Source organism: Okeania sp. SIO2B3 (assembly GCF_010672525.1).
Classification (GTDB): domain Bacteria; phylum Cyanobacteriota; class Cyanobacteriia; order Cyanobacteriales; family Microcoleaceae; genus Okeania.
Window position 1 is genome coordinate 1 of the sequence record NZ_JAAHGH010000109.1, and the last position, 24,680, is coordinate 24,680.

Consider the following 24,680-nt stretch of genomic DNA (forward strand, 5'->3'; position numbering starts at 1 on the left):
CTGTGGACATCAACAGAAAATGCCGTTAAACTTGAGAACTTATGAGTGTAGTGAATGTGGTTTTGAAGCTGACAGAGATTTTAATGCTGCTATCAACCTGAAAAACTATGTGAATCAGTAGCTTGAGAACAAGAGCGAATTTAAGCCTGTGGAGAAGATAAGTTGCAGACTGCGGTCAGTGGTCTTCTGTGTTTGCGCAGCATTGCGTCAGCAAAACAGGAAGCTAGCTCCAAAGCTTATGCGATAGCTTACGCTTAACCGGAGGTTATCATGCATGGGTAAGTTTGGGTAAGTTTAGTAGAACGGAAAAATAATCTTTCTCTACTCCCTACTCCTTGTTTTCTGATAATAAGGATTTTATCTGATAATTTTCTAATAATTTTGCTGCATCTGCTAATAGTTTGTCGCCCCAAAGTTCTTTTTTCAGACGCTGCAAGTTTCCCCAACTTTTGTCTAATTTTAGTGCTGCTTCAGCTATTGTTAAACTTTCAGGAATTTTGCCTTTGTTGTAGAGGGCAACTCCTAATGCTAATTTAGATTCTACAAATTGGTTATTAATTTCAAGTACAGCTTGCCAATCTTCTATTGCTTCATCTATTTTTCCCATTTCATATTTAACTAAGCCAATATTAGTAATAGAACTTTCATAGTCTGGTTTAATTTCTAGAGACTTTTTATATGTGACTATTGCTTGTTGATAAAGTTTTAACTGTAATAAAGTATTGCCTTTACCATTCCAAGCATAGTGATAATCTGGTTTAATTTCTATAGCTTTTTCATAAGCAGCGATCGCCTCTTCATATTTTCCTAAATCTGACAGTACATCTCCCTTATTGTCCCAAGCATAGTGATAATCTGGTTTAATTTCTATAGCTTTTTCATAAGCAGCGATCGCCTCTTCATATTTTCCTAAATCTGACAGTACATCTCCCTTATTGTCCCAAGCATAGTGATAGTCTGGTTTAATTTCTATGGCTTTTTCATAAGTAGTGATCGCCTCTTCATATCTTTCTAAATTTTTCAGTGCAATGCCTTTACCATTCCAAGCTTCGTGATATTCTGGTTGAATTTCTAGAGCCTTATCAAAAGCAGAAATTGCCTCTTCATATTTTCCTAAATCTAACAGTGTATCTCCCTTATTTCTCAAAGCATAGTGAAAATATGGTTTAATTTCTAAAGTTTTTTCGTAAGCAGCTACTGCCTCTTCATATCTTTCTAAATTTTCCAGTGCAATGCCTTTATGATTCCAAGCTTCGTAGAAGTCTAGTTTGATTTTTATCGCTTTTTCAAAAGCCGAAATCGCCTGTTTATATCTGCCTAAGTTACGCAGTGTAATACCTTTAAAATACCAAGCCATGTCATATTCTGGTTGAATTTCTAGAACTTTTTCAAAAGCAGCAATTGACTGTTCATATCTTTCTAAAAGAAACAGAATAATGCCTTTAAGATACCAAGCCATGTCATATTCTGGTTGAATTTCTAGAGCTTTTTCAAAAGCAAAAATTGACTGTTCATATTTTTCTAAAAATACCAGATTAATGCCTTTAAAATACCAATTTATGTAATTTTCTGGCTTAATTTTTATCGCTTTTTCAAAAGCAGCAATTGACTGTTCATATCTTTTTAAATTATACAGTATAATACCTTTGACGAACCAAGCATGCTGATAACCTGGTTTAATCTCTAAAACTTTTTCAAAAGCAGCTATCGCCTCTTCATATTTACTTTCTGATTCTAATATTAATCCCTGTTCAACCAATAACTTTCCTTTCTCTTCATTACCATTATTTTCATCTTCAATTAAATTTTGAATATCCAAAAATTTTTGTCTTCTTTCTTCAGAGCTGAAACTCTGATATTTCTGATAATTTCCTTCTTCAATAATTCGAGATGATTCTTGAGCTACTAACTCCGGGTCAGACTTAAATTCAAAAGTATTAGAACGCCAATCAAAAAAGTCTGGGCAACGATGAATAAAATATTTTAAAGCATAAACAGGCAGGATAAAAACAAAGCAAATATTAAAGTCATCCCTGAATTTTTCTCGATGTTGATTCAGGTGACTTAAAATCGGAGGTACACCCTTTTCACTGTAACTATATCTCTCATAACTACTCCAACCTTTTGTTAGTTTATTCAACTCATATTCATACAGATAATTTTCCAGACCAGTCACAAATAAAATATTAATATCCTGTCTATTTGGCAAAGCAGCAACCAGATTATATAAATTATTTGTTGGTTCATTTAACCGCAAAACTTCGATTTTTTTCTGAGGAATATCTTCCTTAATTTTATGAATTAATTTTGTTCCTTCTGCGGGAGAACATTCTACAAACAATAATCTAAAACCAAGCGTTCTTTTGAGAGACCTAACTATAGCTTTATATTCTGTTTCTGGGTCTTTTAATAAGTTCTCATCCCAGTCTATTTTTTGGTTCATCGCTTTTGAGATACTCACACGGATTATGCCACGAATATACTGATTAATTTGTTAGTTTTATTGTGAGCGATCGCTTGCTTCATTTTCATCTCCCACGTTATAGTGCTTCATAAAATGAAACTATTATTGCTCTATACGTAATAGTAGAAAAATTTCCCTATTCACCTCTCACGTTATGGTGCTTAAGGCAATGAATCAATGATTCCTCTATACGCAATAGTAGAGAAATCCCATATTCATCTCTCAAGTTATGGTGCTTCAGAAAATGAATCAATGATTCCTCTATACGTAATAGTAGAAAAATTTCCCTACTCACCTCTCAAGTTATGGTGCTTCAGAAGCTGAAAACCAGGTATTTTTTCACTAGAAAAAAAGGCTAAAACCTTGATCTTTAAAAACGTTTATGTTTAATCAGCAAGCCCTATTTAGAAAAACATTTTCTAGTCTAATATTTATCATTAGTCGATTTTCTAACCAATTCTTTCTTGGCTATATTTTTTGACAAGTTAATTAGGGTTTTTTTAAGTTAGAGAAGTCTGGTAAGGTGCGTTAAATTTCATCAACGCACCCCTTATCCTAAATATTTAGGGTACATTCTACAAAACCTTATCCCAAAATTTGCTCGACAGTTAAATTAATATCATCAAAAGCTTCAATAGTTAAAATATCTCCTCGAAAAAATTGCTGCACATCCCGATAACTATTCCCTTTTGCTTGCCAATAAACTTCTACTAATTGTTGATTAATATCTATCAGCCACACCTCATAAATTCCATTTTCAGCATACAAAGGTATCTTGATTTATCGGTCATATTTAATAGTTGAATCTGCGACTTCTACCAATAAAAATATATCCTTTGGTTGTGGATGTCTTTCTTCATAAAAATCATCACGCAATTGTAATAAAATTAAATCTGGTTCAGGTTCACTCTCATAATTTAACTGGATGAGAATTTGAGTGTCAACTATGAATTTACTGTACAATAGTTTATTAAAAATCCTATCTAAACGTCTTAAACAAGAAGCATGACGCGAACCCATAGGTGCCATTTGAATAATTTCTCCTGCTATTAATTCTACTCTGTCATCGTTTTTAAGAATACCTGCTTCAACCATTAGATCGCATTCTTTAACAGTAAATAGTCGCCGTTTTAATTTTACAGACATAATTACCTTTTAATGATGTTGATAAATATTAGAAATTACCCATAAACTGGGTCTATCCAGAAAATTTATTGATGATAAATAATTAGGAATTACTGATTAATTCTAAAAGTATTGACTGATATTGATTTTAGCGTTTTAGAGTTGAAAAAAAGTACCATTTTTTTAGTGGAAAAAGCTCAAAAATCTAGTATTTTGGGATGATTATGGCAGAAAAATTGAGAGACAATTCTTAACTCCTACCTCCTCTAAATTTCCATTTCTCCTATCTCCTGTCTCCTGCAAAGAGCAAAAAGACTTTATTCAACAAACCCTAATTAGGGATATAAACCCGGTTTCTTTTTGAGTATATTGAGTTATAAATAATATATTTTAGCAGATACTCCCTTAAAACCCACGTTCCGCACGTCAATTCATAATATCAAAAGTAGTATAAAAATGGTATCTCGATCAGTATTCATACTGTAAAAATTATCTTCATTGAGCTTTCTCAGAAGTCAAATTTTCAGGAAAATATTAAATATAAATACTTAAAACACGCCAGACAATTAGTCAGCATCATTCCCTACTGACTACTGACTACTGACTACTGATTACTCACCTTTTATACCATTTTGAAAAAAGAATGTCACGAATAATAAGAATCATAAATAAACTTTCAAATAAAGTCTATTTGACGAAAAAGATAATTTACAACATCAAAAATGGTATTAAATCTATCCCCATACGAATTCTGGATTATGAATTCTGGATTCTGGATTCTAATAAATACCCTAGCTATTTGTAGCAAACATTTATCAAATTGGTATTATGCTACATTTTTTCGTGCGGAATTTGGGTTAAAAAAATCGGGCAAATTTAGACATATAAAATCATCCAATCTGCCACGATAAACTTACGATTTTAAAATCACCTGAAGCCACTAATTTCTCAACTGAACAGGCATAATTAAATAAGTCATTTTCACCCCACCCAATGGATTTAAAACCACCGGACTTGTAGCAGTATTTAACTGAATAGAAATTTCCGACGCTGAAGGAATAGCCTTTAATCCCTCTATCAAATACTTAACATTAAAAGCAATTTCTTCCGGTTCATCAGAAGAAATTTGTGCTGCCATAGACTCTCTACCACTACCCACATCTTGAGCATCTACAGATAAAGAAATCTCCTGATTAACACTATCAATAGAACACTTCAAAATATTATTTTTCTGGTCAGCTAAAACAGCAATTCTTTCCACCGCTCCTAAAAATTCTTTCCTATTCACATTAATTTGATTAGTAAACTTATCAGGTAACAATTGTCCGTAAGCTGGATATTGACCCTCCAATTTTCGACTCGTTAAACATTGTTCTCCTAGTTCAAAAATTACCTGACCTTCATCAAACTTCAAGGCAACAGCTTCAGATGATTGACGCATTCCAATCATTCGTTCAATTTCTCGTAAAGCTTTTGCAGGAATTGTTACTTCAAACTCTTCAATTTCTTCAATTTCTTCTACTTCTGACTCACCCTCTAATGCCACACTTTCAGTCTTAACAATTGCTAATCTATGACCATCAGTTGCTGCAAATTCCAAACCATCTTTTTGTACTTTTAAATGTACCCCTGTTAACACTTGTTTTGTTTCATCAGGACTTGTGGCAAACAGAGTTCCCTTTAAACCATTAATTAAAGCTTCCGGTGGTAAATGTATAACCTCCCCCTCTTCCACCTTTGGTAACTCTGGATATTCCTCCCCTCCCATACCTCGGACCTCATAACGTCCAGAAGTAGAAGTAAGAGTAGCGATATAGCTACCGCTAGGCTCCGCCAACGCTTCCCCTTCATCATCATCAATAGTAATATTACCGTCTGGTAATCTAGAGACAATATCATTAAATAATTTGGCAGGTAAAGTAAAACTCCCACCTGTTTCTACAACCGCCGGAAAATTTGAACGAATACCTAAACTTAAATCAAACCCTGTTAATTCTAAGCATTGATTTTCTACATCTGCTATTAATAAAACATTTGCTAATACTGGGTGGGTAGGGCGAGAAGGAACTGCACGACTAACCAGAGAAAGATTACTATTTAAGTCACTTTGAGTACAAGTTAATTTCATTAGAGTTTAGCTAGTTATATAAGGAACTAGAGGCTTTTTTGAGAAAATTAACCTCAAACTGAAATCCTAACATTCTTAACTTGAGGAATCTAGTACCACTACGTGGAAGTTAAAAGCGAGTGCTAATTGGCGAGGTTTCCTCAGAATGTAAGACGCATATCTGACAGTCAAAAGTCAAAAGTCAATCATTTTTGATTTGTAATTGTTTTAGGATTTTTTAACTGGTCAGTTATTTCCGCCATCCTGCACTAGATATCTAACATTGGATGAAAAAAATCAGTAATAAAATATTAAATTAATATCTGTGGAAAATGTGGAAAACTCTAAAAAACTCTTAACCACATCAATGCTTTCAGAAATAAATAGCTTGTGGAAAACCTGTGGAAAAAATCAATGTTGGCTTGAAAGAAAATTTTGGATTAGCTTGTATTTTTGGGGTGATGCTATCTCTTTCGGTTTCAGTTTATAGCATTACCTCTTTTGGTTAGAACAATAAATTTTAGTTGTAAGGGAACACTGGATCTAGGAACAGGGAATAGAGGAATTTCCTAAAATATTTACGTAGTGCTATAGTTATTTTGATCCAATTATAGTCCAGATTATACCAAGCGTGATAAATGTTTGTTACAAATGGTAGGGACGTTGCATAAGGGCGTCCGTACGAAAGAAGAAAGAGGGAAGAAGGAAGAAGGGGTAAATATTGAAAAAAAGTGAAAAAAGATAGAGATAACTATCTCAAATTAACTGTAGCAGCTATTTTTAAGCATATCCGATCAATATCTACCTTTTTGTAGCATTCTTTTTTTTAATTGGTATTATATATTTTTCCACAAGTTTTCCACAAGTTTTCCACAAGTCGAAAGTTTAAATTTCATAGTTAGGGTTTGCTGAATAAGTATGAGTGGTAAGGGTAGGCAGTAGGCAGCTATGCTGGAGGCAGTAGTTAAGAGTTAGGATTTAGGGGAGTTGTAGAAGAGGTAGTCATTGATCATTGCCCCTTAGTTTTTCTCTCATCATTACCCCAAAATCCTTACTTTTTCCCCTCCATCAACCGAAAAGCTGCTACCTTTTCAGTACCTAAAATTGTTCAAACCAATATCTATTAATGCTTTGATATTTAATCCGTAAGCCCTAGTTATAGCATTACGCGAATAGGTTAGGACATTTATAAATGCTCAAACTCAGTCAGATATTACTTTTGAATTTTGAATTTTGACTAACGACGACTAGAAAAATTAATCCGATCGCTCAACTGTCTGAGAGTTTGGCCTAAGTTTAAGTCATTATTTTGTAGCTGGGCAATTTTATCGCAACTATATATAACAGTTGTATGATCTTTTCCACCAAAAACCTCCCCAATTTTTGGCAGACTTAGATCAGTATGTTGTCGCATCAAAAACATTCCCACTTGTCTTGCCAAACTAATTTCTCGTTTTCTAGAACTTCCTTTTAAATCCTCTATAGACACATGAAAAACTTCTGAAACAGCCTTAATAACTGCTTCTGGAGATGCCTCTAATTTTTCATTTTGTGGATTTAAAATAGGTGCGACATTCTCCACAGTCATCGGCAAACCTGAAATAGAAATATAAGTAACAACCCTAGTCAAAGCACCTTCCAACTCCCGAATATTTGAAGTATATCTAGAAGCAATATACTCTATTACATCCCTAGGCAAAACCATATTTTCATACTCAGACTTTTTCAGTAAAATTGCCATCCTAGTTTCCAGATCAGGAGCTTGAATATCAGCAATTAATCCCATAGAAAACCGAGAGCAAAGACGTTCTTGTAAACTAGGAATTTGATTAGGAGGTCTATCAGAAGCTAATACTACTTGTTTGCCAGCTTCATGCAAAGTATTAAAAGTATGAAAAAACTCTTCTTGAGTATATTCTTTCCCCTCAATAAATTGAATATCATCTACCAACAAAACATCGGCTGTTCGATAATGTTCTCTAAAACTTTGGAGGCTATCTTTACGAATAGCGACAATTAAATCATTAGTAAACTTTTCCGTAGAAACATAAAAAATTTGAGATTCAGGCAAAATCTCCAAACGATAATGACCAATAGCTTGCATCAAATGAGTCTTTCCTAAACCTACTCCACCACATAGAAACAAAGGATTAAACTCTCGTCCAGGAGACTCAGCTACTGCTAAAGAAGCTGCATGAGCCATACGATTATTCGGACCAACCACAAACCTAGAAAACATATATTTCGGATTTAGATTTGCTGGTTTAGGCTTTTGATTAGATAAACTTTCTGAAAGATCAGCAACTTTATTTTCCGACCATATAGATTCTGAATTATCTTTACCCACACTTTCTCCGACTGTCGTAGTTAGGTAAATTTCTACAGGATAACCGAGAATATCATGTACAACATCAGCAATAGTTTTTATATAGTATTTCTGTAACCAATTTCGAGCAAAAGGGTTAGGAGTACAAATTACCAAACAGTTATTTTCTAGTTGTTGGGCACTGGCTGTTTTAATCCATGTTTCAAAAGTAGGTCGGCTTAATTGTAATTGCAATCTTTCTAAAACTTGGTTCCACAAATTATCAAGATAAATTTCCACTGCTAACCTCTTTTTATATTAATACAAATGAAAATAAATTAAATATTTGAAGCAGGTTTGAGGTAGTAGATTATATGTTCATGGTTCAATTGAGAAAAATAGTATAAGTCATAGGTTGTGAAAAAAACTTTCCGTGCTACTAAAACCTAGCACCTTCTAATTAACCCTAACAAACTTGTAAACAATGTACGTGAATTGTGGGTTTTATCGCCCAATTTTTAACTGCGGTGTCTGCTAAACCTAAAACCTATTACCTACAAGCAAGCGTAGGGGCGATAAATTAGTAAATAGTAAATAGAAATTTGGGACTAAGGATGATCAAATAAATTAGTTAATGAAATGAGGAATAAGAACAAATTAAAACTGGATAAAATTAATTATGTTCAAGAGGTTTCCCAGGCTTAAACTATAAATTTCTGGTTTATTTAAGAGATATTCCTTAATGAATAAGAATATTATTCAAAATATCAAGTGAAAATTTTTACCGAAAAATTGTGGTTTAAAGCCTCCCCTTTTAAGGGGATAATAAAGAAAAATTTTCATCTGTTTGTCAATCCTCTTCTTTCAAGGAGAGGTAATTATTCATTATTCATTATTCATTATTCATTGTTGAAATATCTTCTAGATAAATTTAGTCAGCAATATTGCTGATCGTGCCTTATTGTGACTAATCTAATATGTAATTTAATTACATATTGACAAAAATAACTTTTGATGTTAAGAAAACGCTCCATAAACTGAAGTAAGGTAAAAGTTAGTAGTAAAGCTGCTCAGGGAAGCCAGTAAAAGGTTAATATTAGCATCTAACTAACTTAAAAATCCGACACTGAAAGTGGGCTTACTTGCTAGAGCAGAATTATAAACAAAGCTCTATGTCCGAACCAATTAGGTCGAGTCATTGAGAAGCCCATTTCTGATTGTGAGATTAGTGTGGGAACTGTTAGCTCAAATTCATATAATCAAACCCTTAGATGGCACAAACTTTATTATTTAATGCTCTCCGTGCAGCCATAGATGAAGAAATGGCTCGTGACCAGACTGTATATGTTCTTGGTGAAGATGTGGGTCAATATGGAGGCTCGTACAAAGTTACTAAAGACCTTTATGCAAAATATGGGGAACTGCGTGTCCTTGATACTCCCATTGCAGAAAATAGCTTCACCGGAATGGCCATAGGTTCAGCTTTGACTGGGTTAAGACCCATTATTGAAGGCATGAATATGGGCTTTTTACTATTAGCCTTCAACCAAATTTCCAATAATGCTGGAATGTTGCGCTATACCTCTGGTGGTAATTTCAAAATACCATTAGTTATTCGTGGCCCTGGTGGTGTAGGTCGCCAGTTAGGTGCGGAGCATTCCCAAAGATTAGAAGCATACTTTCAAGCTGTTCCTGGTCTGAAAATAGTGGCCTGTTCAACCCCTTACAATGCTAAAGGTTTACTCAAAGCAGCTATTCGTGATGATAATCCGGTCTTATTTTTTGAGCACGTCCTCCTTTACAATTTGAAGGAAGACTTGCCAGAAGAGGAATATTTGTTACCTATAGACAAAGCGGAAGTGGTACGGACAGGAAAAGATGTAACTATTTTGACCTACTCTCGAATGCGTCACCACGTCATCCAAGCAGTAAAAAGTTTGGAAAAACAGGGTTATGACCCAGAGGTAATAGATTTAATATCCCTCAAACCTCTAGATTTTGAAACTATTGGTGCTTCTGTACGGAAAACTCACCGGGTAATTATTGTGGAAGAGTGTATGAAAACAGGTGGTATTGGTGCTGAGTTAATTGCCTCAATTAATGAGAGATTATTTGATGAACTAGATGCACCAGTTCTACGTTTATCTTCACAAGATATTCCGACACCTTATAATGGTACGCTAGAAAGATTGACAATTGTACAACCAGAGCAGATTGTTGAAGCAGTACAGAAAATGGTAGCTATGCAAGTTTAAGTTGAAGGAATAAGCAAGAAAGCTGATTAACTTTTTTGACTTAAATTAACTATTAACTTCTTTGAGGTGAAATTGCTGCCAATCTCAGTTATAGTCCTGCCTTTAATTAGTTATCAATTGTTTGTTGTGGATATAGACGTTCTTCTAGGAGCGTCTGTATCTAACACCATTTATCAAAAACTTTTCTACATTTTATTGAGTATGGGAGTGGGTGAGTGGGAGAGAAGTAAACATAAGAATAATTAATGCGCTCCTAGGGCGGTAATTATCAAAAATGTGATTTTACTTGTGCTAATTACTTAATAATTGAAGTGCTACTTAAATTAAACATTAATGTGTGGTAATTGGCACAATATATTGTCTCTTTCAAATACCCACAAATAACATTTATTAGGGAACGAATTGGGAGTAGTAGGAACGTTGTATGCAACATATGTATAGAGTAGAGAGGAATTTGATAGATTCTCAATTCTCTTGAGAATATCATTTTTACCCTGGTCTAATTTAATGAGATTTGATATAACATCTTTTCTGTATTAAAGATAGTAATTAGCACGAAAAGCACTCAGTACTCAGTTTTTATTTTTGTTTTCTTGCCATGCTTCAAGATTGCTTAATTCTCTATTATGTAATGAATGAAAATGAAAAAATATATAATTAATATCTATTTCAAGCTAAGATAAATTTATGGAAAATTTGATTTATCAGTATCAAAAATTATAGGTAAAAAATAATTGATCTATATTAAAGTTTAGTTTATACAAATCTGAAAAGTTTTGCTCTATATCCTTGTGTGGGAAAATGAGGAGTGGAGATATGAGTGAATGAGGAGATGATAACAAAATATACCATTAATATTAGACATATCCAGAAAATAGGAAGTAAGGAGTAGGCGCGCTTTCTCCTAACTCTTTTTTTTAATAATCTTCAATAAAATACTGGTTTTTAGTTAGTTAAACTATGCGCAGACAAAATTCATATATAGCCTTAATTCTAGTTCTAGTAATAGCATCAGTAACAGTATTGAGTCAAATTCCGATTCGACTGGGATTAGACCTTCGAGGTGGGTCACAACTTACGATTCAATTACAAACCTCCGAGGAAGTTCCTACTATCGACGAACGGGTAATGGAAGGAGTCCTAAAAATTGTAGAAAATCGAGTCAATGCTCTAGGTGTATCAGAATCAGTAGTTCAATCTCTAGGACAAGACCAAATTCTTGTCCAACTACCAGGAGTAAATGACCCAGCTCAAGCAGAACGAGTTTTAGGAGGTACCGCTCAACTGGACTTCCGCGAACAATTACAGGGTACTGAGCAACAGTTAGCAATTGAATATCAACTACAAAGACAACGTTTAGTAGAACAAGAATTACTGAAAAATAGCGAAGACCCAGAGGCTATAGCTAAAAATTTAGAATCTCTAGAAAAAACAAATCAAGCGATCGCCGGACTATTCAAAGAACCCACGCTCAAAGGCCAAGACCTGAGAGATGCTTTAGCAGAACCGGAAGCTCCTGGGTCTAATAACTGGAATGTGGCCTTGCGCTTTACCTCTGAAGGAGGACAGAAGTTTGCGGAACTTACCAAAAATTTAGCAGGAACTGGACGTAGTATTGGTATTTTCCTAGATGACCAACTTTTGAGTGCTCCTACTGTCGGTGTTGAATTTGCAGAAACAGGAATTACTGGTGGTAATGCGGTAATTCAAGGTAGATTTACAGCCGAACAAGCAAATGAATTGGCAGTACAACTGCGGGGTGGAGCACTGCCTGTTTCAGTGGAAATTGTGGAAAATAGAACTGTTGGGGCGACTCTAGGTCGAGATAGTATTCAGCGTAGCGTTTATGCAGGAGCTGGTGGCCTAATTCTGGTATTAATATTTATGGTCGTTTATTATCGACTTCCTGGGATAATTGCTGATGTAGCTTTAGTTATTTATTCTCTGTTTACCATTGCTAGTTTTGCTATCTTGGGAGTTACTTTAACATTGCCAGGAATTGCTGGTTTTATTCTGAGTATTGGTATGGCAGTTGATGCTAATGTTTTGATTTTTGAACGGACAAGGGAAGAGTTACGAACTGGTAAAACTTTATATCGTTCTGTAGAATCTGGTTTTTATAGGGCTTTTTCTAGCATTTTAGATGGTAATGTCACAACCTTGATTGCCTGTATAGCACTATTCTGGTTAGGAACTGGTTTGGTCAAAGGTTTTGCTCTAACCTTGGGAATTGGTGTAGCTATTAGTATGTTTACTGCTGTTACTTGTAGTCGTACTCTAATGTTTTGGGCGATCGGTTTTTCTCAATTCCGCAAACCAAAATTATTTTGCCCTGAGTTAAATTGAATTAGGACTAACCACAAATCTAACCAAAACGCTTATTTGTCTTTAAATGGTTAGTCCAGCCCACTTTTTTCAAGTAAACGTTATTTTAGTCACAATACGTCGGGATGCGAGGTCAGTTCCGACCTCTATAAAATCAGTTATATAGCACTACAAGAATTAGGCGGGGACATTTTTCAATCCTCAAACTCTTTTACCGAAAAATTGTGGTCTAAAGCCTCCCCTTTTAAGGGGATAATAAAGAAAAATTTTTATAATTAGTCAATCCTATCCGTCTTAAAGGAGAGGTGATTATTAATTATTGCTCTGCTGATTAAACCTAAAAGTATTGATATATAAAGGTTTTAGCGTTTTATAGTTGAAAAAAGTACCAGTTTTTTGGTGGCAAGAGCTGCATAAAGCTAGTATTTTGGGATGATTATGGCAGAAAAATAGAGAGGCAATTCTTACTCCTACCTACTCGCTCATTACCCGTTTTTCCCCTCCTGGGAGGGGTTAGGGGTGGGTTGTCTCCTGACTACTGTCTCCTACCCTCACCCATAAGACTTTTTCAGCAAACCCTAATTATTAATTATTAATTATTAATTGTTGAAAGTTCCCTATTCCCTAGCGCGCAGCGCTATAAAATCAGTAAAAAATGAAAATAAGTGTTATTGAAAAGCGATCGCTATGGTGGACAATTTCAGGAGCCATCATTATTAGTGGTTTAATTGCTATGGTCATTTCTTGGACTAAACCAGATATTGGAGCTCCTTTACGTCCAAGTTTAGATTTTGTTGGTGGTACTCGCCTGCAACTTGAACTAGATTGCAATATGCCCAACAGTTGTAATGAAGCTATTAACGTTGCTGCTGTTAGAGAAATCATGAGCAATCAAGATTTAGGTAATAGCAAGATTCAAGTTGTAGGAGAAGAAAAACAAGCTCTTGACATACGCACCAAAACTCTAGATGTTGATAATAGAACTAAATTAATCGCTGCTTTAAGTTCAGAGTTTGGTGAATTCGATCCAAGTTCCACACAAATTGATACTGTTGGCCCTACTTTGGGACGGCAAATTTTTACTTCTGGGATATCAGCTCTCCTAGTTGCTTTTTTTGCTATTACTGTCTATCTAACTTTTAGATTCCAGTTTGACTATGCAGTATTTGCTTTTGTTGCTCTATTCCATGACATATTAGTGACGGTGGGCATTTTTTCAATTATTAGTTTAGTGGTTGGTGTTGAGGTAGATAGTTTGTTTTTGGTTGCTCTACTAACTATTATTGGATTTTCGGTTAACGATACAGTGGTAATTTATGACCGAGTTAGGGAAGTAATTAAGCGTTATCCAGGAGAGTCAATAGATCGTATTGTTGATGATGCCGTAAATCAAACTTTGACCAGATCGATTAATACTACTGTGACTACTCTATTACCGTTAGTGGGTATTCTTCTATTTGGTGGTGAAACTTTAAAGTATTTTGCCTTAGCTTTAATTATTGGTTTTATTGCAGGTTCTTACTCTAGTATTTTTATTGCTAGTACACTTTTAGCTTGGTGGCGTGAGCGTATTGGTCAATCTATTCCTAACCCAGTAGTAGAAAATTTTCAATTAGTAGAAGACCAAGAAAATACTGTTTAGGGTTTGCTGAAAAAGTTTTATGGGTGAGGGTAGGAGACAGGAGACAACCCACCCCTCGCCCCTCGCCCTCCCAGGAGGGGGAGACAGGAGACATGGTTACTTAGAGGAGGTAGGAGTAAGAATTGTAAGAATAATTTTTCTGCCCAACTATGCGCCTAAAATACGCTCCTTTTTGATGGTTTTAGACTCAAACAGGCGCACTGCAATTCGACCCCAAAAAGGCTAAAACTTTTATCTGTAAATACTTTTAGATTTAATCAGCAAGCCCTATTTAAAAATAACTATAGGAAAATGATAATTTGAAAATTATAATACTTCATTTTTCCCTATTTCTTCTAAAAAGTTTTGTCATAGTCTTTGATTAAATTGGTATATCATAAAAGTATTTGCTCTTGCTTATTTCTTCTTCAAAATGAACAAAGATGATCCAGTATTAAAAGTACGAGTCGAAAGACTTTACAGACTAATCATCTATGTTAGATGGCTGATAGTTGGGTTGCTTTGGATGAGTATTGGTGCTCTAAGTATCTGGAGTTTACGCAGAGAAATTTCTTTGTGGGTAGAGCATTTTACTTGGATTGCTGTACGTTACGCTTTGATTTATCATAGGTTACCTACACTTGGTTTGGGTTTGTGCATTGGTATGACAACTGCTGTTTTAGTTTGGCAAAGTAAACATATTCTTTGGGGTTTATCTCCTGAAGAACAAAAGCGTTTAGAAGAACAAGTATGTGAGATTAGTGCTCAAGGACCTACTAATATTTTGTGGAGGTGGGTAATTAGAGATAACTCAAATTAATTCCTATTAGGGACTTTAAATAAAAATCTATCTCTTTTTTGTAGGGAGTAGGGAATAGGGGGTGTCCAAGAATTGGATAATTAATTTTTTGCTATTTCCTTAGACCAAATTTATAAGAAGTTGCATAGAATGATATTTTAATCAGAGTTAATTATAGATCGAGATATACAAGTTAATCAATTTAATAGTTCTGTATAATTTCAGCTCGAATTGGTATAATATCCAATGCCTAACACCTAATTCTGTGGAGCTTTACATGAAATAGGTGTCAGTTAGTAGTAGCATTACTACATTTTTTGATTTTAAAACACTAAAAACTAAAAGTAAACGCTGATTATTTAACTTGGAGGATGAGGAAAGAAGGTAACAGGGTTAACTGAATTTTTTATATAATTAACTAAGTCAATTTAAGTATAGCTACCTTTGCACCTTAGCATCTGTATCCTATTTAACTAAATGAAAACTACTATAGGGTTTTCAAACATAGATGTCAAACAAGAGTTGGTTATTTACTAACAGTAAAAAGTCTGGCCAACCTTCTTACCAATGGATAATGGATAATGGATAATTGATAATTAATCGAATCTAGGTTTAAAGCCTCTCCTTTTAAGGAGAAAAAAGCGGTCGATCTTCGCAGCTTTCCCGTAGGGTGGGATGAATAGGTTACCTAAGCATATCCATGAGACCAAGAGAAAAAATCAGATTTCCTTATATTCTCAAGAATGGTTTTAACCAGAGGTAATTAGGGCTTGCTGATTAAATCTAAAAGTCTTTATAGATAAAGGTAAGTGCCTTTTTAAGTATCAAAAAGTGCGAGGTTTTAAGTGGTAATTGTTCAATTAGGAGCGGATTTTGGTCAAGATTTGGGCAGAACAATCTTGGGACAATTCTTACTCCTACCTCCTGGCTCATTCACCGCTCCTCCTGTCTCCTATCTTCCCCTCCCCTCCTGGGAGGGGCTAGGGGTGGGTTGGGAGGGGTCAGGGGTGGGTTGTCTCCTGTCTCCTGCCCCTACTATAAAGACTAGTGAAGCGCAAACCCTAATTATCCATTCATTATCCATTATCAATTAATGAACTGTTGCCTCTAGCATGATTACCTTTTGCCTAAAAGCTGCCAGTTTGTTGAAGCAACTCAAATGAAATTACTATATGACTGACAAATTTTTATCCAGAAAACAAAGGCAACAGATGATAGAAGGAAAAGTTTCAAACTTATTATGTATGTTGAGTATTTTACAAATGATTTAGGATTGCTTATATATATAGAAAAAATTTGAAAAATTTATATTTTTTACTCTCAATATCTGGAATTTAGCAGATACAGAATGAAGAATTTTATATCAAACTAAAAAAACACCAAAATAAGTTAATCTTCTTCTTTAAGTTCTACGGTTATAGTATGTTTCAAAACTATCCATTGGTACATAGTTTTTATAAGTTTTTGATACATCAAGATAATTTTTTGAGAAGCATCTTGAGTTTTATCTAACTGTACTGTCTTTTAATTCCCAATTGATTGTAATAATAAAAATTAAATTATGCAATTTTTATCGCAAAAATCTCCGCTAAAATTAAAACATAAAAAAATATCTAAAAATTCAATAAGACACCCTAAATTACCATTTTTTTTGATAATTAAACAACTTGCCTCTCACGCAAAAGATAATCGTCATACTGGCAGTATTAAAAATTTTTTAGTTTTTTTGATATTTATATCTTTGATCTACATAACAGTGCTAGCTCCTTTCCTCAAAACAGGAGTCAAGATTTTCGAGCAAACTATAAAAAAAATTGACATTGTTCAAGAATTTGTACAAGATAACTTCCACAAAATTAGTTCATTGTTTCCCCCATACTATGGCAAATCTGATCGTTTTCTCCCTTATGTAGTTCATACACCCTATTTTATTGACGATAGTCCTCCTGGAGCTTACGATTTTACTCTAGAGCAAAATGGTAAATTAAAAATTGCCATTCCAGCGCCCTGTCAAGGAACTATTCGTAGAACTAGATTTCAAGGCAAAAATGGAAGTTTTGCAACTGCCTATGGTGCAGGTCAGATAGTTGAACTTATGTGTGATGGAACTAATTATTATTGGTTAATGGGCCATTTAGTTCAAGGTTCTCCACCAAGAACAGGAACAAGAATTAAGAAAGGACAAGCAATTGGTATTCAAGGACTTACAGGAAGAACTTCTGGTTATCATGTTCATGCTCAGATTCACTATCATAATGGGCAAAGAATTACTAATAGAAAGATTACTCGCCCTTTTGTTGAAAATTACATCAAATTTTTGAGAAAAGGTTCTTATTGAGAAGAAATACGCAAATATGAGAAAGCCATACTTAAATTAATAAATCTTAATAAATATCAATTTCTGGCAAAAATTGTACTTTGTTATTTTATTTATGTTTAGTAGTTAAGAGTATCTATCAACAGTTAATATTAACTATCCTCATGTTCAGCGCTGGCACTGAATTGATTTCATATTTTCTATTTTCAGAATATTAACTTTGTGTTTACAAAACTTTTCTCATAAATCTCAATGGTAACTGTTTAACATCAAAAATTTAATTTCTCTTAACGTAATATTTAATCCTAATTTCTAAAGTTTGAGATAACTTAAAGATCAGGATTATCTGTTATAATACCAAGTATGGGAGGAGTTTATATAGTCATTGATTTAAAGGATAAGTATTGTTCACAGTAGGAAAATCTCTAAATTAGATATTTTTCAGATTATGAAGTCTACCTTGAGATTTTTTTTGTTCACAGGTTACCTCCAAAGTTACAATAAAACAGTTAACAAATTACAAATATAGAAATTATTTGGTATTATCTTAAGATTGGCACCACAGTTTGAGAATTAAGATGAAAATTAAAATAATTAATTAACCTGTGTTAGATTACAGAAGAATAAGCAACAAAGATTGATATGTAATGACCGTAACTACAAAAAAATCATCAGTATGAGGATAATTAAGGGTGACTTTTGATAAAATTAAGTTCTTAGACTGGAGAGTGCTCAGTTTTTCCCTAATTAAATTTCAACTATGGCAGATAGAGTAAAATTAATTATAATAATATAGGAATGAGTAAAAATACTGACCAAAAGTATTGAAAATATGAGCGGTCAGCAGTTTGGCAAAATTTTTATCTATAGTTAAAATTAAGTTCTATGTTTGAAAAAACTAGCAATATTTCTCGAAACTCAACATGATAAATAGTGGAGGTAATTAATGTACGGATTATTGCTAGCATGAAACTAATAAAAATTTTCACCTAGAAATCTTACCAATCAACCCTAAGATTAATAGGAGATGTAATAGCAAGATGTAGATGCTAAGAGAAAAGGAGGTGTATATAGAAAAAAATAATAACTATAGTTAGTCCCTTTCTGGGATTGAGTAAAAAGTTTATGGTTAGCGTGTTATTTTTCATCTGTTAGATTAGAAATGAATACCCTTATCTAAGTTCTGACCTCTAAAGTGAGGATGGAAAGGGGACAGCTATGAGGTACACCCTTCATGTCTAAATAGTTGTAACTATTGATAATGGGTAGCTGATGCATTAATTTGAGATTGCCTGTGCCAGTTTCCTTTAATTGTTAATAGGCTGAAAGCTTAAGTCTATTTTACTAACATATTTAGATAGCCTAAAGCTTAAAAAATTATTGCTCATAGCAAACACAATGCGAGGTTACGATCAGACTCTCAGTATGGTCAATTCCTACCCAACTAAACTAACATTCAGACAGGCAACTAGAAATTAGAGTTATGGCTCTAATCCGAAAAAAAAGACTTTTACTGTAGCTCCAGCTATCAGTAAAATATGAGGAACAGGAATTACGCAAATACATAGATCGGACAGGTAAAAGTTCCAGAATAGTTCATACTTGTCTATTAGTAAAAATTTTGACCATCTATATACTTACGCAAAAGTAAGTTATGGGAAAAAAAGGTGACTATGCGGGTTCTTCTCACTGAGGAGATAAAGGTTTGTCAGAACCAGAAAGGCTGAGTAAGACTTGAATCGTCTTGAGTGACGAACATTCTTTTGAGAATGTCCCCAAGATAGCATTGGCCTGTGAGACGCAAGAGCAACTACAAAGTAGTTTAGTGAGGATAATGAAAATGATATTGGCACTACTATTAGCCAGAATCTGACAGTCTCAATACAAGGAAAAAAAGTTCAATATCAATAAAGTAAGCCCTCAATAAATATTTATTCAAAGCTTACTTAGCGAACTGCCTAATTTCCAAGAAAAAACATAAACCATACAGGTTTGGTCACTAGCTATACTGTCTTAAGATAGACAGAAAACTTCTGTAAAGTAATTTATTCTTCAATTTAAGGAGCATGAGGAACGCGACATGATCCAGACTAACAATGTAATCGAAACCAAAATTCAGCCTGAGCTAGATCCTAGCGAATTGTTTCCGCAAACCCCAGCCAGACAACCAGATGATAATGAGTTAGAAATCTTAATTACAGAGAGAGAAGGATATACAGATGCTCAGTCTGATGAGAACTACCTGAAGTCTGGTAAAGTTGCTAAGTCTCGTACTAAGACTGCTGCGGCTGCGGGCAAAAAAAAGCATTATACAGAAGATTCTATTCGCCTTTATCTACAAGAAATAGGACGAATTAGGCTATTAAGAGCTGATGAAGAAATCGAACTAGCGCGTAAAATTGCAGATTTACTGGAATTGGAGCGAATTCGAGAAGAACTAATGTATCATTTAGACCGGGAACCACAAGTTAGTGAGTGGGCAGATGCTGTAGACATGGAGTTGCTCAAGTTTAAGCGTCGCTTGATACTTGGGCGTAGAGCTAAAGAAAAGATGGTACAGTCTAACCTGCGTCTAGTGGTTTCGATCGCCAAAAAGTACATGAACCGAGGTTTGTCATTCCAAGATTTGATTCAAGAAGGTAGTTTGGGATTAATTCGAGCCGCAGAAAAATTTGACCATGAAAAGGGGTATAAGTTTAGTACTTATGCAACTTGGTGGATACGTCAAGCTATTACCAGAGCGATCGCAGACCAGTCTCGTACTATTCGTCTACCAGTTCATCTGTATGAAACGATATCCCGGATTAAGAAAACTACCAAACTTCTTTCTCAAGAAATGGGTCGCAAACCTACAGAAGAGGAAATAGCAACTCACATGGAGATGACTATAGAAAAGTTGCGTTTTATTGCTAAGTCAGCTCAACTACCAATATCTCTGGAAACTCCAATTGGTAAAGAAGAAGATTCTCGACTTGGAGATTTCATTGAGTCGGATGGGGAAACTCCTGAAGACCAAGTATCCAAAAATTTACTACGAGAAGATTTGGAAAGTGTTTTAAATAGTTTAAGTCCACGGGAAAGGGATGTATTACGCTTACGGTATGGTTTGGATGATGGTCGGATGAAAACTTTGGAAGAGATTGGTCAAATATTTAATGTGACTCGCGAGCGAATTCGACAAATTGAAGCAAAAGCTCTCAGGAAGTTACGACATCCAAATCGTAATAGTATCCTCAAGGAATATATCCGTTAGAGAAGTTGGGAAGTTAGTTGGTTATCTATTATAGCAGTTTCCGCGCGTTATGAGGTACACTCATCGCGGGCAAGATGCCCGCACTTGCATTCATTCAACTACTAATCTCTATACTTCTTATGCGTTGAAAAATGTCCGCGCCCAATTCTTGTAGTGCTGGCGTTGCTGATTTTGGGTATTATTTTGCCCCCCTAACCCCCCAACTTTGGGGGGAAAAACTCTAAAATTCCCCCAATTTTGGGGGATGCGCGGGGGCTTACTAGAACCAAACAATCGCGCATTCATACTTCAATTCAGCAACGCCCTTGTAGTGCTATACTTAGTTTTCTGAGTATAGACCATTTGTAGGGGTTAACGGCTGTATGTGGTAGTTATGGGTAAGTCTTGATATGTTGATAATTCTATAATTACTTCAATCTCCCCCACTCCCCTACTCCTCACCCCCAACTATATAATAAGTATTCAATTGGATTTGATATCAGTTCCCAAAACTTGCAAAAATGCTGCTAACCATTGGGGATGAGCAGGCCATGCAGGAGCTGTAATTAAGTTATCATCAACTACTACTTGGTCTGCAGCTACTTCTACATATTTACCACCTGCTCTCAAAACGTCAGGACTACAAGCTGGATAAGCAGTGCAACGTTTCCCTTCTAAAACACCAGCAGCAGCTAGCACTTGTAGACCATGACAAATAGAAGCGATCGCTTTGTGATTCTCGCCAAAGTGGTGACATATTTTCAAAACTTTGTCATTGAGACGAATATATTCTGGAGCGCGACCACCAGGAATAACTAGAGCATCGTACTCAGCAGGGTCAATGTCATCGAAAGTAGCATTTAAAGTAAAGTTGTGACCTGGTTTTTCGCTATAGGTCTGGTCGCCTTCAAAGTCGTGAATAGCGGTTTTGATAGTTTGACCAGAAGTTTTGTCAGGGCAAACAGCGTGTACGGTATGACCGACCATTTGTAATGCTTGAAAAGGTACCATTACTTCATAGTCTTCTACATAGTCGCCTACCAACATCAGAATTTTTTTTACTGTCATATTTCTAACTCCAGTTGATTATTGATTTTACTAATTAAAGCTTCTATAATTATGAATCTTAATTGTTAAATTGTGAAATAAGGTGTTCAGCATTTAAGCCATATATCTAATTTTTGTCAAAGGCAACAGTTCAACAATTAATAATGAATAATGAATAATTACCTCTTCTTTTCAAGGAGAGGATTGACTAATAATGAAAATTTTTTTTTATTATCCCCTTAAAAGGGGAGGCACATACCCACAATTTTTCGGTAAAAGGGAATATAAAATCTAAATGATTTTTATACGCATTAAAATTAGGACAGCTAAGAAACTTCAAAACATTACAAGTAAAAGTTTTAACTATAGCTGATAGTTGATATTATATCATGTCCGCTGTTCAACAATTAATAATGAATAATGAATAATTACCTTTCCTTGAAAGAAGAGGATTGACTAATAATGAAAATTTTTCTTTATTATCCCCTTAAAAGGGGAGGCACATACCCACAATTTGTTGGTAAGTAGTCATACAAAATTAATTACACATACTCTCAAGTTAAAAAGCTGATGCTTTAATTAATTGATAATTGATAATTACCTCTGGTTAAAACCGTCCTTGATTAAATATAAGGAAATATTATTTCTTCTCTGGGTCAATTGGATATGACGAGGAGACCTCGCTATCCCACCCTTCGGGAAGCTCCGCTTTTTCCTGACGGAATGCTCCGCAAACATATCGCGTAGCGTTAACGTAGTTATGCGCCAGCAAAACGACCACTTTTTTCCCCTTAAAAGGGGAGGCTTTAAACCATAATTATTTAATTATTAATTATTCGGTAAAAATTACAGAGAATAAAATTAGGTAATTAATTTTGCTTAAGCACTTATTGTTTGTGTAAACCTAAGCGTGAATATCTAGAGAATTGGTATAAGTTTTTTTTCATACTTTTAAGCCTTTCTCCCTTTTGCCTCTTCTTTCTTCCTTCTTCCTTGCTCTTACCTAACAATACCGATGCTACCGGACTTGATATTACTTCTTATTTTCAACAATATTCTATAGTTACCTCCTTCTGTTTTTCTCGCAAATATTGAACTAAGTCTTCTATTAAATTACGACGAATCGAAATATTTTTAGGTAATAAAGGATTTTGATAAAATTCATTAATTTTTTGCCCTACTAAAAATAAAATTGAATCTGCTTCTAATATTTCTTCTGCTAACATTACCGCGCCATTTTTTCCAGAAGGCAACCTGCCAATATCGCAATGACACTTTTTCAAAATCTCTGTACATTTGGAAATAGTTAAAATTCCTTCAGTCACTAAATCTATTCCACTCAATTTACCTATTGGTGGCATTTCTTTAGTCATTGTCGTAATATCCATTTCAATAGTTTCTCCCAGAAAACTTGCCACAATATTTCCAGTTGTTCCGCCACAAACAACTCTCCGACCGCGAAAACCTAATAATTTTTCTACATATTCAAAATCTCTATTTTCATCTAGGGGCGGGCCTGTAAATATCATTACTGGATTTTTCTTTCGCACATAAATTCCCACGAAAGAGGCATCATCACCAATTTTGCCTCCATAGAGATTATGAGTTTTTTTAATTACATTTTGAACAATATTTCTAGCAGTATGAGTATGATTGATAAATAAAGATTCGATATATTTAGCAATATTATCCCAACCCCAACCAAAATTTAAACTAACTCCTAAACCTGCGTACAAAACTCCGTCACTAATAGCTCCTAAAAAATCGCCTTTTTCTAGTTTGCCTTCAGAGAAAGTAATTTTTTTATCTAATATTTTTTCTGTTTTGTTTTCTAACTGAACTAATTTACCTTTTTTAAAATATAAAACGGGAGGGTTATCAAAGTTAATTACTAAAAAGCTATTATTTTTGGAGTTAATTTGAATTACGGTAAAGGTAGCATAGGCAATTTTTCTAACTTGACAAATAGGTAATGTACCGATGACTGTTTCAATTACATCTTCTAAAGAAACATCATCAGTATTCAACATATTAATCAAAATTTCTGTGGTTAAAGTGGCTAGAATATTAGCTTTTACACCACTGCCTAAGCCATCAGACAAAACGATAATAGTTTTATTTTCGGCTTTGCGGAATTTAACTTGGTCGCCACATAATTCTTCGCCTTTTTTATTGAGGCTAAAATTGTAAATATCTAAAAAATTTTCCATTTATATAAATCTTATTTGAGTTGTGAGAACAGGGAATAGGGAATAGGGAATAGTTCATTAATTGATAATGGATAATTGATAATTACCTCTGGTTAAAACCGTTACGGAATTGAATATAAGGAATATTTTCTTTTCTCTTGGTCGATTGGATATGGCGAGGAGACTTCGCCATCCCATCCTAACGGACTGCTCCGCAAACGACCGCTGTCTTGGTTGATTGGATATGGCGAGGGGACCTCGCCATCCCTCAACCGCTTTTTTCCCTTAAAAGGGGAGGCTTCAAGGCGCGAATTATTTAATTATTAATTATTAATTATTAATTATTCGGTAACAGGGAAAAGGGAACAGGGAACAGAGAACAGGTATGGAAGAAACACCTAAACATTAACGAAGTCAGAAGTCAAAAGTTAACCCACCCCTAACCCCTCCCAACCCACCCCTAACCCCTCCCAGGAGGGGAGGGGAAGTAGGGTATTTGAGCAACTCTCCAAAAATATTTCGCCTTAAAGGCGGGGTTTTAGACCCAATTATTTTAATAAAATTATCACGAATGATTTAGGATTGCTATATATATCAATCAGTTATCAGTATCTGTACGATAAGGAGGCTTGAAATACAGAATCTTATTTTTTTTTACTGTTAAAAAAGGAGGCGTAACTACCCAAATTTTTTGGTCAGCTATCAGCTTATTATCAATTATCTATTACCCATTTTCACAGACATAATTAATATTAAACTGGAGATGTTATAGCAAATAATGGGTTGGTTAGGACTTATGAGGATAATAAATCTTAGACAGGGAAATATTTTTCCCACTGTTGCCTGTTGCCTGTTGCCTGTTGCCTGCTATATTAGAGAGTTTCTTGATTTACC

12 protein-coding genes and 1 pseudogene are annotated in these 24,680 nt (G+C 34.6%); 7 read left to right on the plus strand and 6 right to left on the minus strand.

Going from position 1 to position 24,680, the window contains the following annotated elements; all coding sequences use genetic code 11:
- The coding region (locus F6K15_RS32350) for a zinc ribbon domain-containing protein (RefSeq protein WP_293069427.1) at positions 1 to 121 on the plus strand (121 nt) is incomplete at its 5' end.
- Positions 122 to 328: 207 nt separating this feature from the next.
- On the opposite strand, the gene F6K15_RS32355 is transcribed toward F6K15_RS32350, so the two are convergent.
- The 4 genes and pseudogenes from F6K15_RS32355 to dnaA all read right to left on the minus strand — a co-directional run bounded on the left by F6K15_RS32355 (position 329) and on the right by dnaA (position 8,301).
- Positions 329 to 2,443 (minus strand): tetratricopeptide repeat protein, encoded by a 2,115-nt coding sequence (locus F6K15_RS32355; protein WP_293069407.1) that lies wholly within the window; start codon positions 2,441 to 2,443, stop codon positions 329 to 331.
- 606 nt (positions 2,444 to 3,049) lie between these two features.
- Positions 3,050 to 3,610: pseudogene (locus tag F6K15_RS32360) on the minus strand (Uma2 family endonuclease).
- 919 nt (positions 3,611 to 4,529) lie between these two features.
- A complete protein-coding gene (gene dnaN, locus F6K15_RS32365; protein ID WP_293069409.1) occupies positions 4,530 to 5,717 on the minus strand; it encodes a DNA polymerase III subunit beta in 1,188 nt (395 codons plus the stop codon).
- Between the two features lie 1,216 nt (positions 5,718 to 6,933).
- The gene (gene dnaA, locus F6K15_RS32370; RefSeq protein WP_293069411.1) at positions 6,934 to 8,301 is read right to left on the minus strand and encodes a chromosomal replication initiator protein DnaA; all 1,368 of its coding nucleotides are present in this window, start codon (positions 8,299 to 8,301) and stop codon (positions 6,934 to 6,936) included.
- A gap of 971 nt (positions 8,302 to 9,272) precedes the next feature.
- Here dnaA and F6K15_RS32375 point away from each other — a divergent pair.
- From F6K15_RS32375 to rpoD, 6 genes are all read left to right on the plus strand, one after another.
- Positions 9,273 to 10,256, plus strand: a complete 984-nt coding sequence (locus F6K15_RS32375; RefSeq protein WP_293069413.1) for an alpha-ketoacid dehydrogenase subunit beta — start codon at positions 9,273 to 9,275, stop codon at positions 10,254 to 10,256.
- Between the two features lie 960 nt (positions 10,257 to 11,216).
- The gene (gene secD / locus F6K15_RS32380; protein ID WP_293069414.1) at positions 11,217 to 12,602 is read left to right on the plus strand and encodes a protein translocase subunit SecD; all 1,386 of its coding nucleotides are present in this window, start codon (positions 11,217 to 11,219) and stop codon (positions 12,600 to 12,602) included.
- 634 nt (positions 12,603 to 13,236) lie between these two features.
- Positions 13,237 to 14,223: a protein translocase subunit SecF gene (gene secF, locus F6K15_RS32385; RefSeq protein ID WP_293069416.1), complete on the plus strand. Its 987-nt coding sequence runs from the start codon at positions 13,237 to 13,239 to the stop codon at positions 14,221 to 14,223.
- A gap of 412 nt (positions 14,224 to 14,635) precedes the next feature.
- Positions 14,636 to 15,022, plus strand: a complete 387-nt coding sequence (locus F6K15_RS32390) for a hypothetical protein (RefSeq protein WP_293069417.1) — start codon at positions 14,636 to 14,638, stop codon at positions 15,020 to 15,022.
- Between the two features lie 1,540 nt (positions 15,023 to 16,562).
- Entirely contained in the window at positions 16,563 to 17,339 is a 777-nt protein-coding gene (locus F6K15_RS32395) for a M23 family metallopeptidase (RefSeq protein WP_293069419.1), read from the plus strand.
- A 2,059-nt stretch (positions 17,340 to 19,398) separates the two neighbouring features.
- A complete protein-coding gene (rpoD, locus tag F6K15_RS32400) occupies positions 19,399 to 20,571 on the plus strand; it encodes an RNA polymerase sigma factor RpoD (RefSeq protein WP_293069421.1) in 1,173 nt (390 codons plus the stop codon).
- 462 nt (positions 20,572 to 21,033) lie between these two features.
- Here the strand turns inward: rpoD and F6K15_RS32405 are convergent, their stop codons facing one another.
- Positions 21,034 to 21,618 carry a DJ-1/PfpI family protein gene (locus F6K15_RS32405; protein WP_293069423.1) on the minus strand — a complete coding sequence of 195 codons (585 nt, stop codon included), beginning with the start codon at positions 21,616 to 21,618 and terminating at the stop codon, positions 21,034 to 21,036.
- A 1,025-nt stretch (positions 21,619 to 22,643) separates the two neighbouring features.
- The gene (locus F6K15_RS32410; RefSeq protein ID WP_293069425.1) at positions 22,644 to 23,807 is read right to left on the minus strand and encodes a SpoIIE family protein phosphatase; all 1,164 of its coding nucleotides are present in this window, start codon (positions 23,805 to 23,807) and stop codon (positions 22,644 to 22,646) included.
- Positions 23,808 to 24,680 lie beyond the last annotated feature (873 nt).

Excerpts from the sequence above, each read along its gene's own strand:
- F6K15_RS32355 (WP_293069407.1), bottom strand. The coding sequence starts at position 2,443 with ATGAACCAAAAAATAGACTGGGATGAGAACTTATTAAAAGACCCAGAA.
- dnaN (WP_293069409.1), bottom strand. The coding sequence starts at position 5,717 with ATGAAATTAACTTGTACTCAAAGTGACTTAAATAGTAATCTTTCTCTG.
- F6K15_RS32375 (WP_293069413.1), top strand. The coding sequence starts at position 9,273 with ATGGCACAAACTTTATTATTTAATGCTCTCCGTGCAGCCATAGATGAA.
- secD (WP_293069414.1), top strand. The coding sequence starts at position 11,217 with ATGCGCAGACAAAATTCATATATAGCCTTAATTCTAGTTCTAGTAATA.
- secF (WP_293069416.1), top strand. The coding sequence starts at position 13,237 with ATGAAAATAAGTGTTATTGAAAAGCGATCGCTATGGTGGACAATTTCA.
- F6K15_RS32390 (WP_293069417.1), top strand. The coding sequence starts at position 14,636 with ATGAACAAAGATGATCCAGTATTAAAAGTACGAGTCGAAAGACTTTAC.
- F6K15_RS32395 (WP_293069419.1), top strand. The coding sequence starts at position 16,563 with ATGCAATTTTTATCGCAAAAATCTCCGCTAAAATTAAAACATAAAAAA.
- rpoD (WP_293069421.1), top strand. The coding sequence starts at position 19,399 with ATGATCCAGACTAACAATGTAATCGAAACCAAAATTCAGCCTGAGCTA.
- F6K15_RS32405 (WP_293069423.1), bottom strand. The coding sequence starts at position 21,618 with ATGACAGTAAAAAAAATTCTGATGTTGGTAGGCGACTATGTAGAAGAC.
- F6K15_RS32410 (WP_293069425.1), bottom strand. The coding sequence starts at position 23,807 with ATGGAAAATTTTTTAGATATTTACAATTTTAGCCTCAATAAAAAAGGC.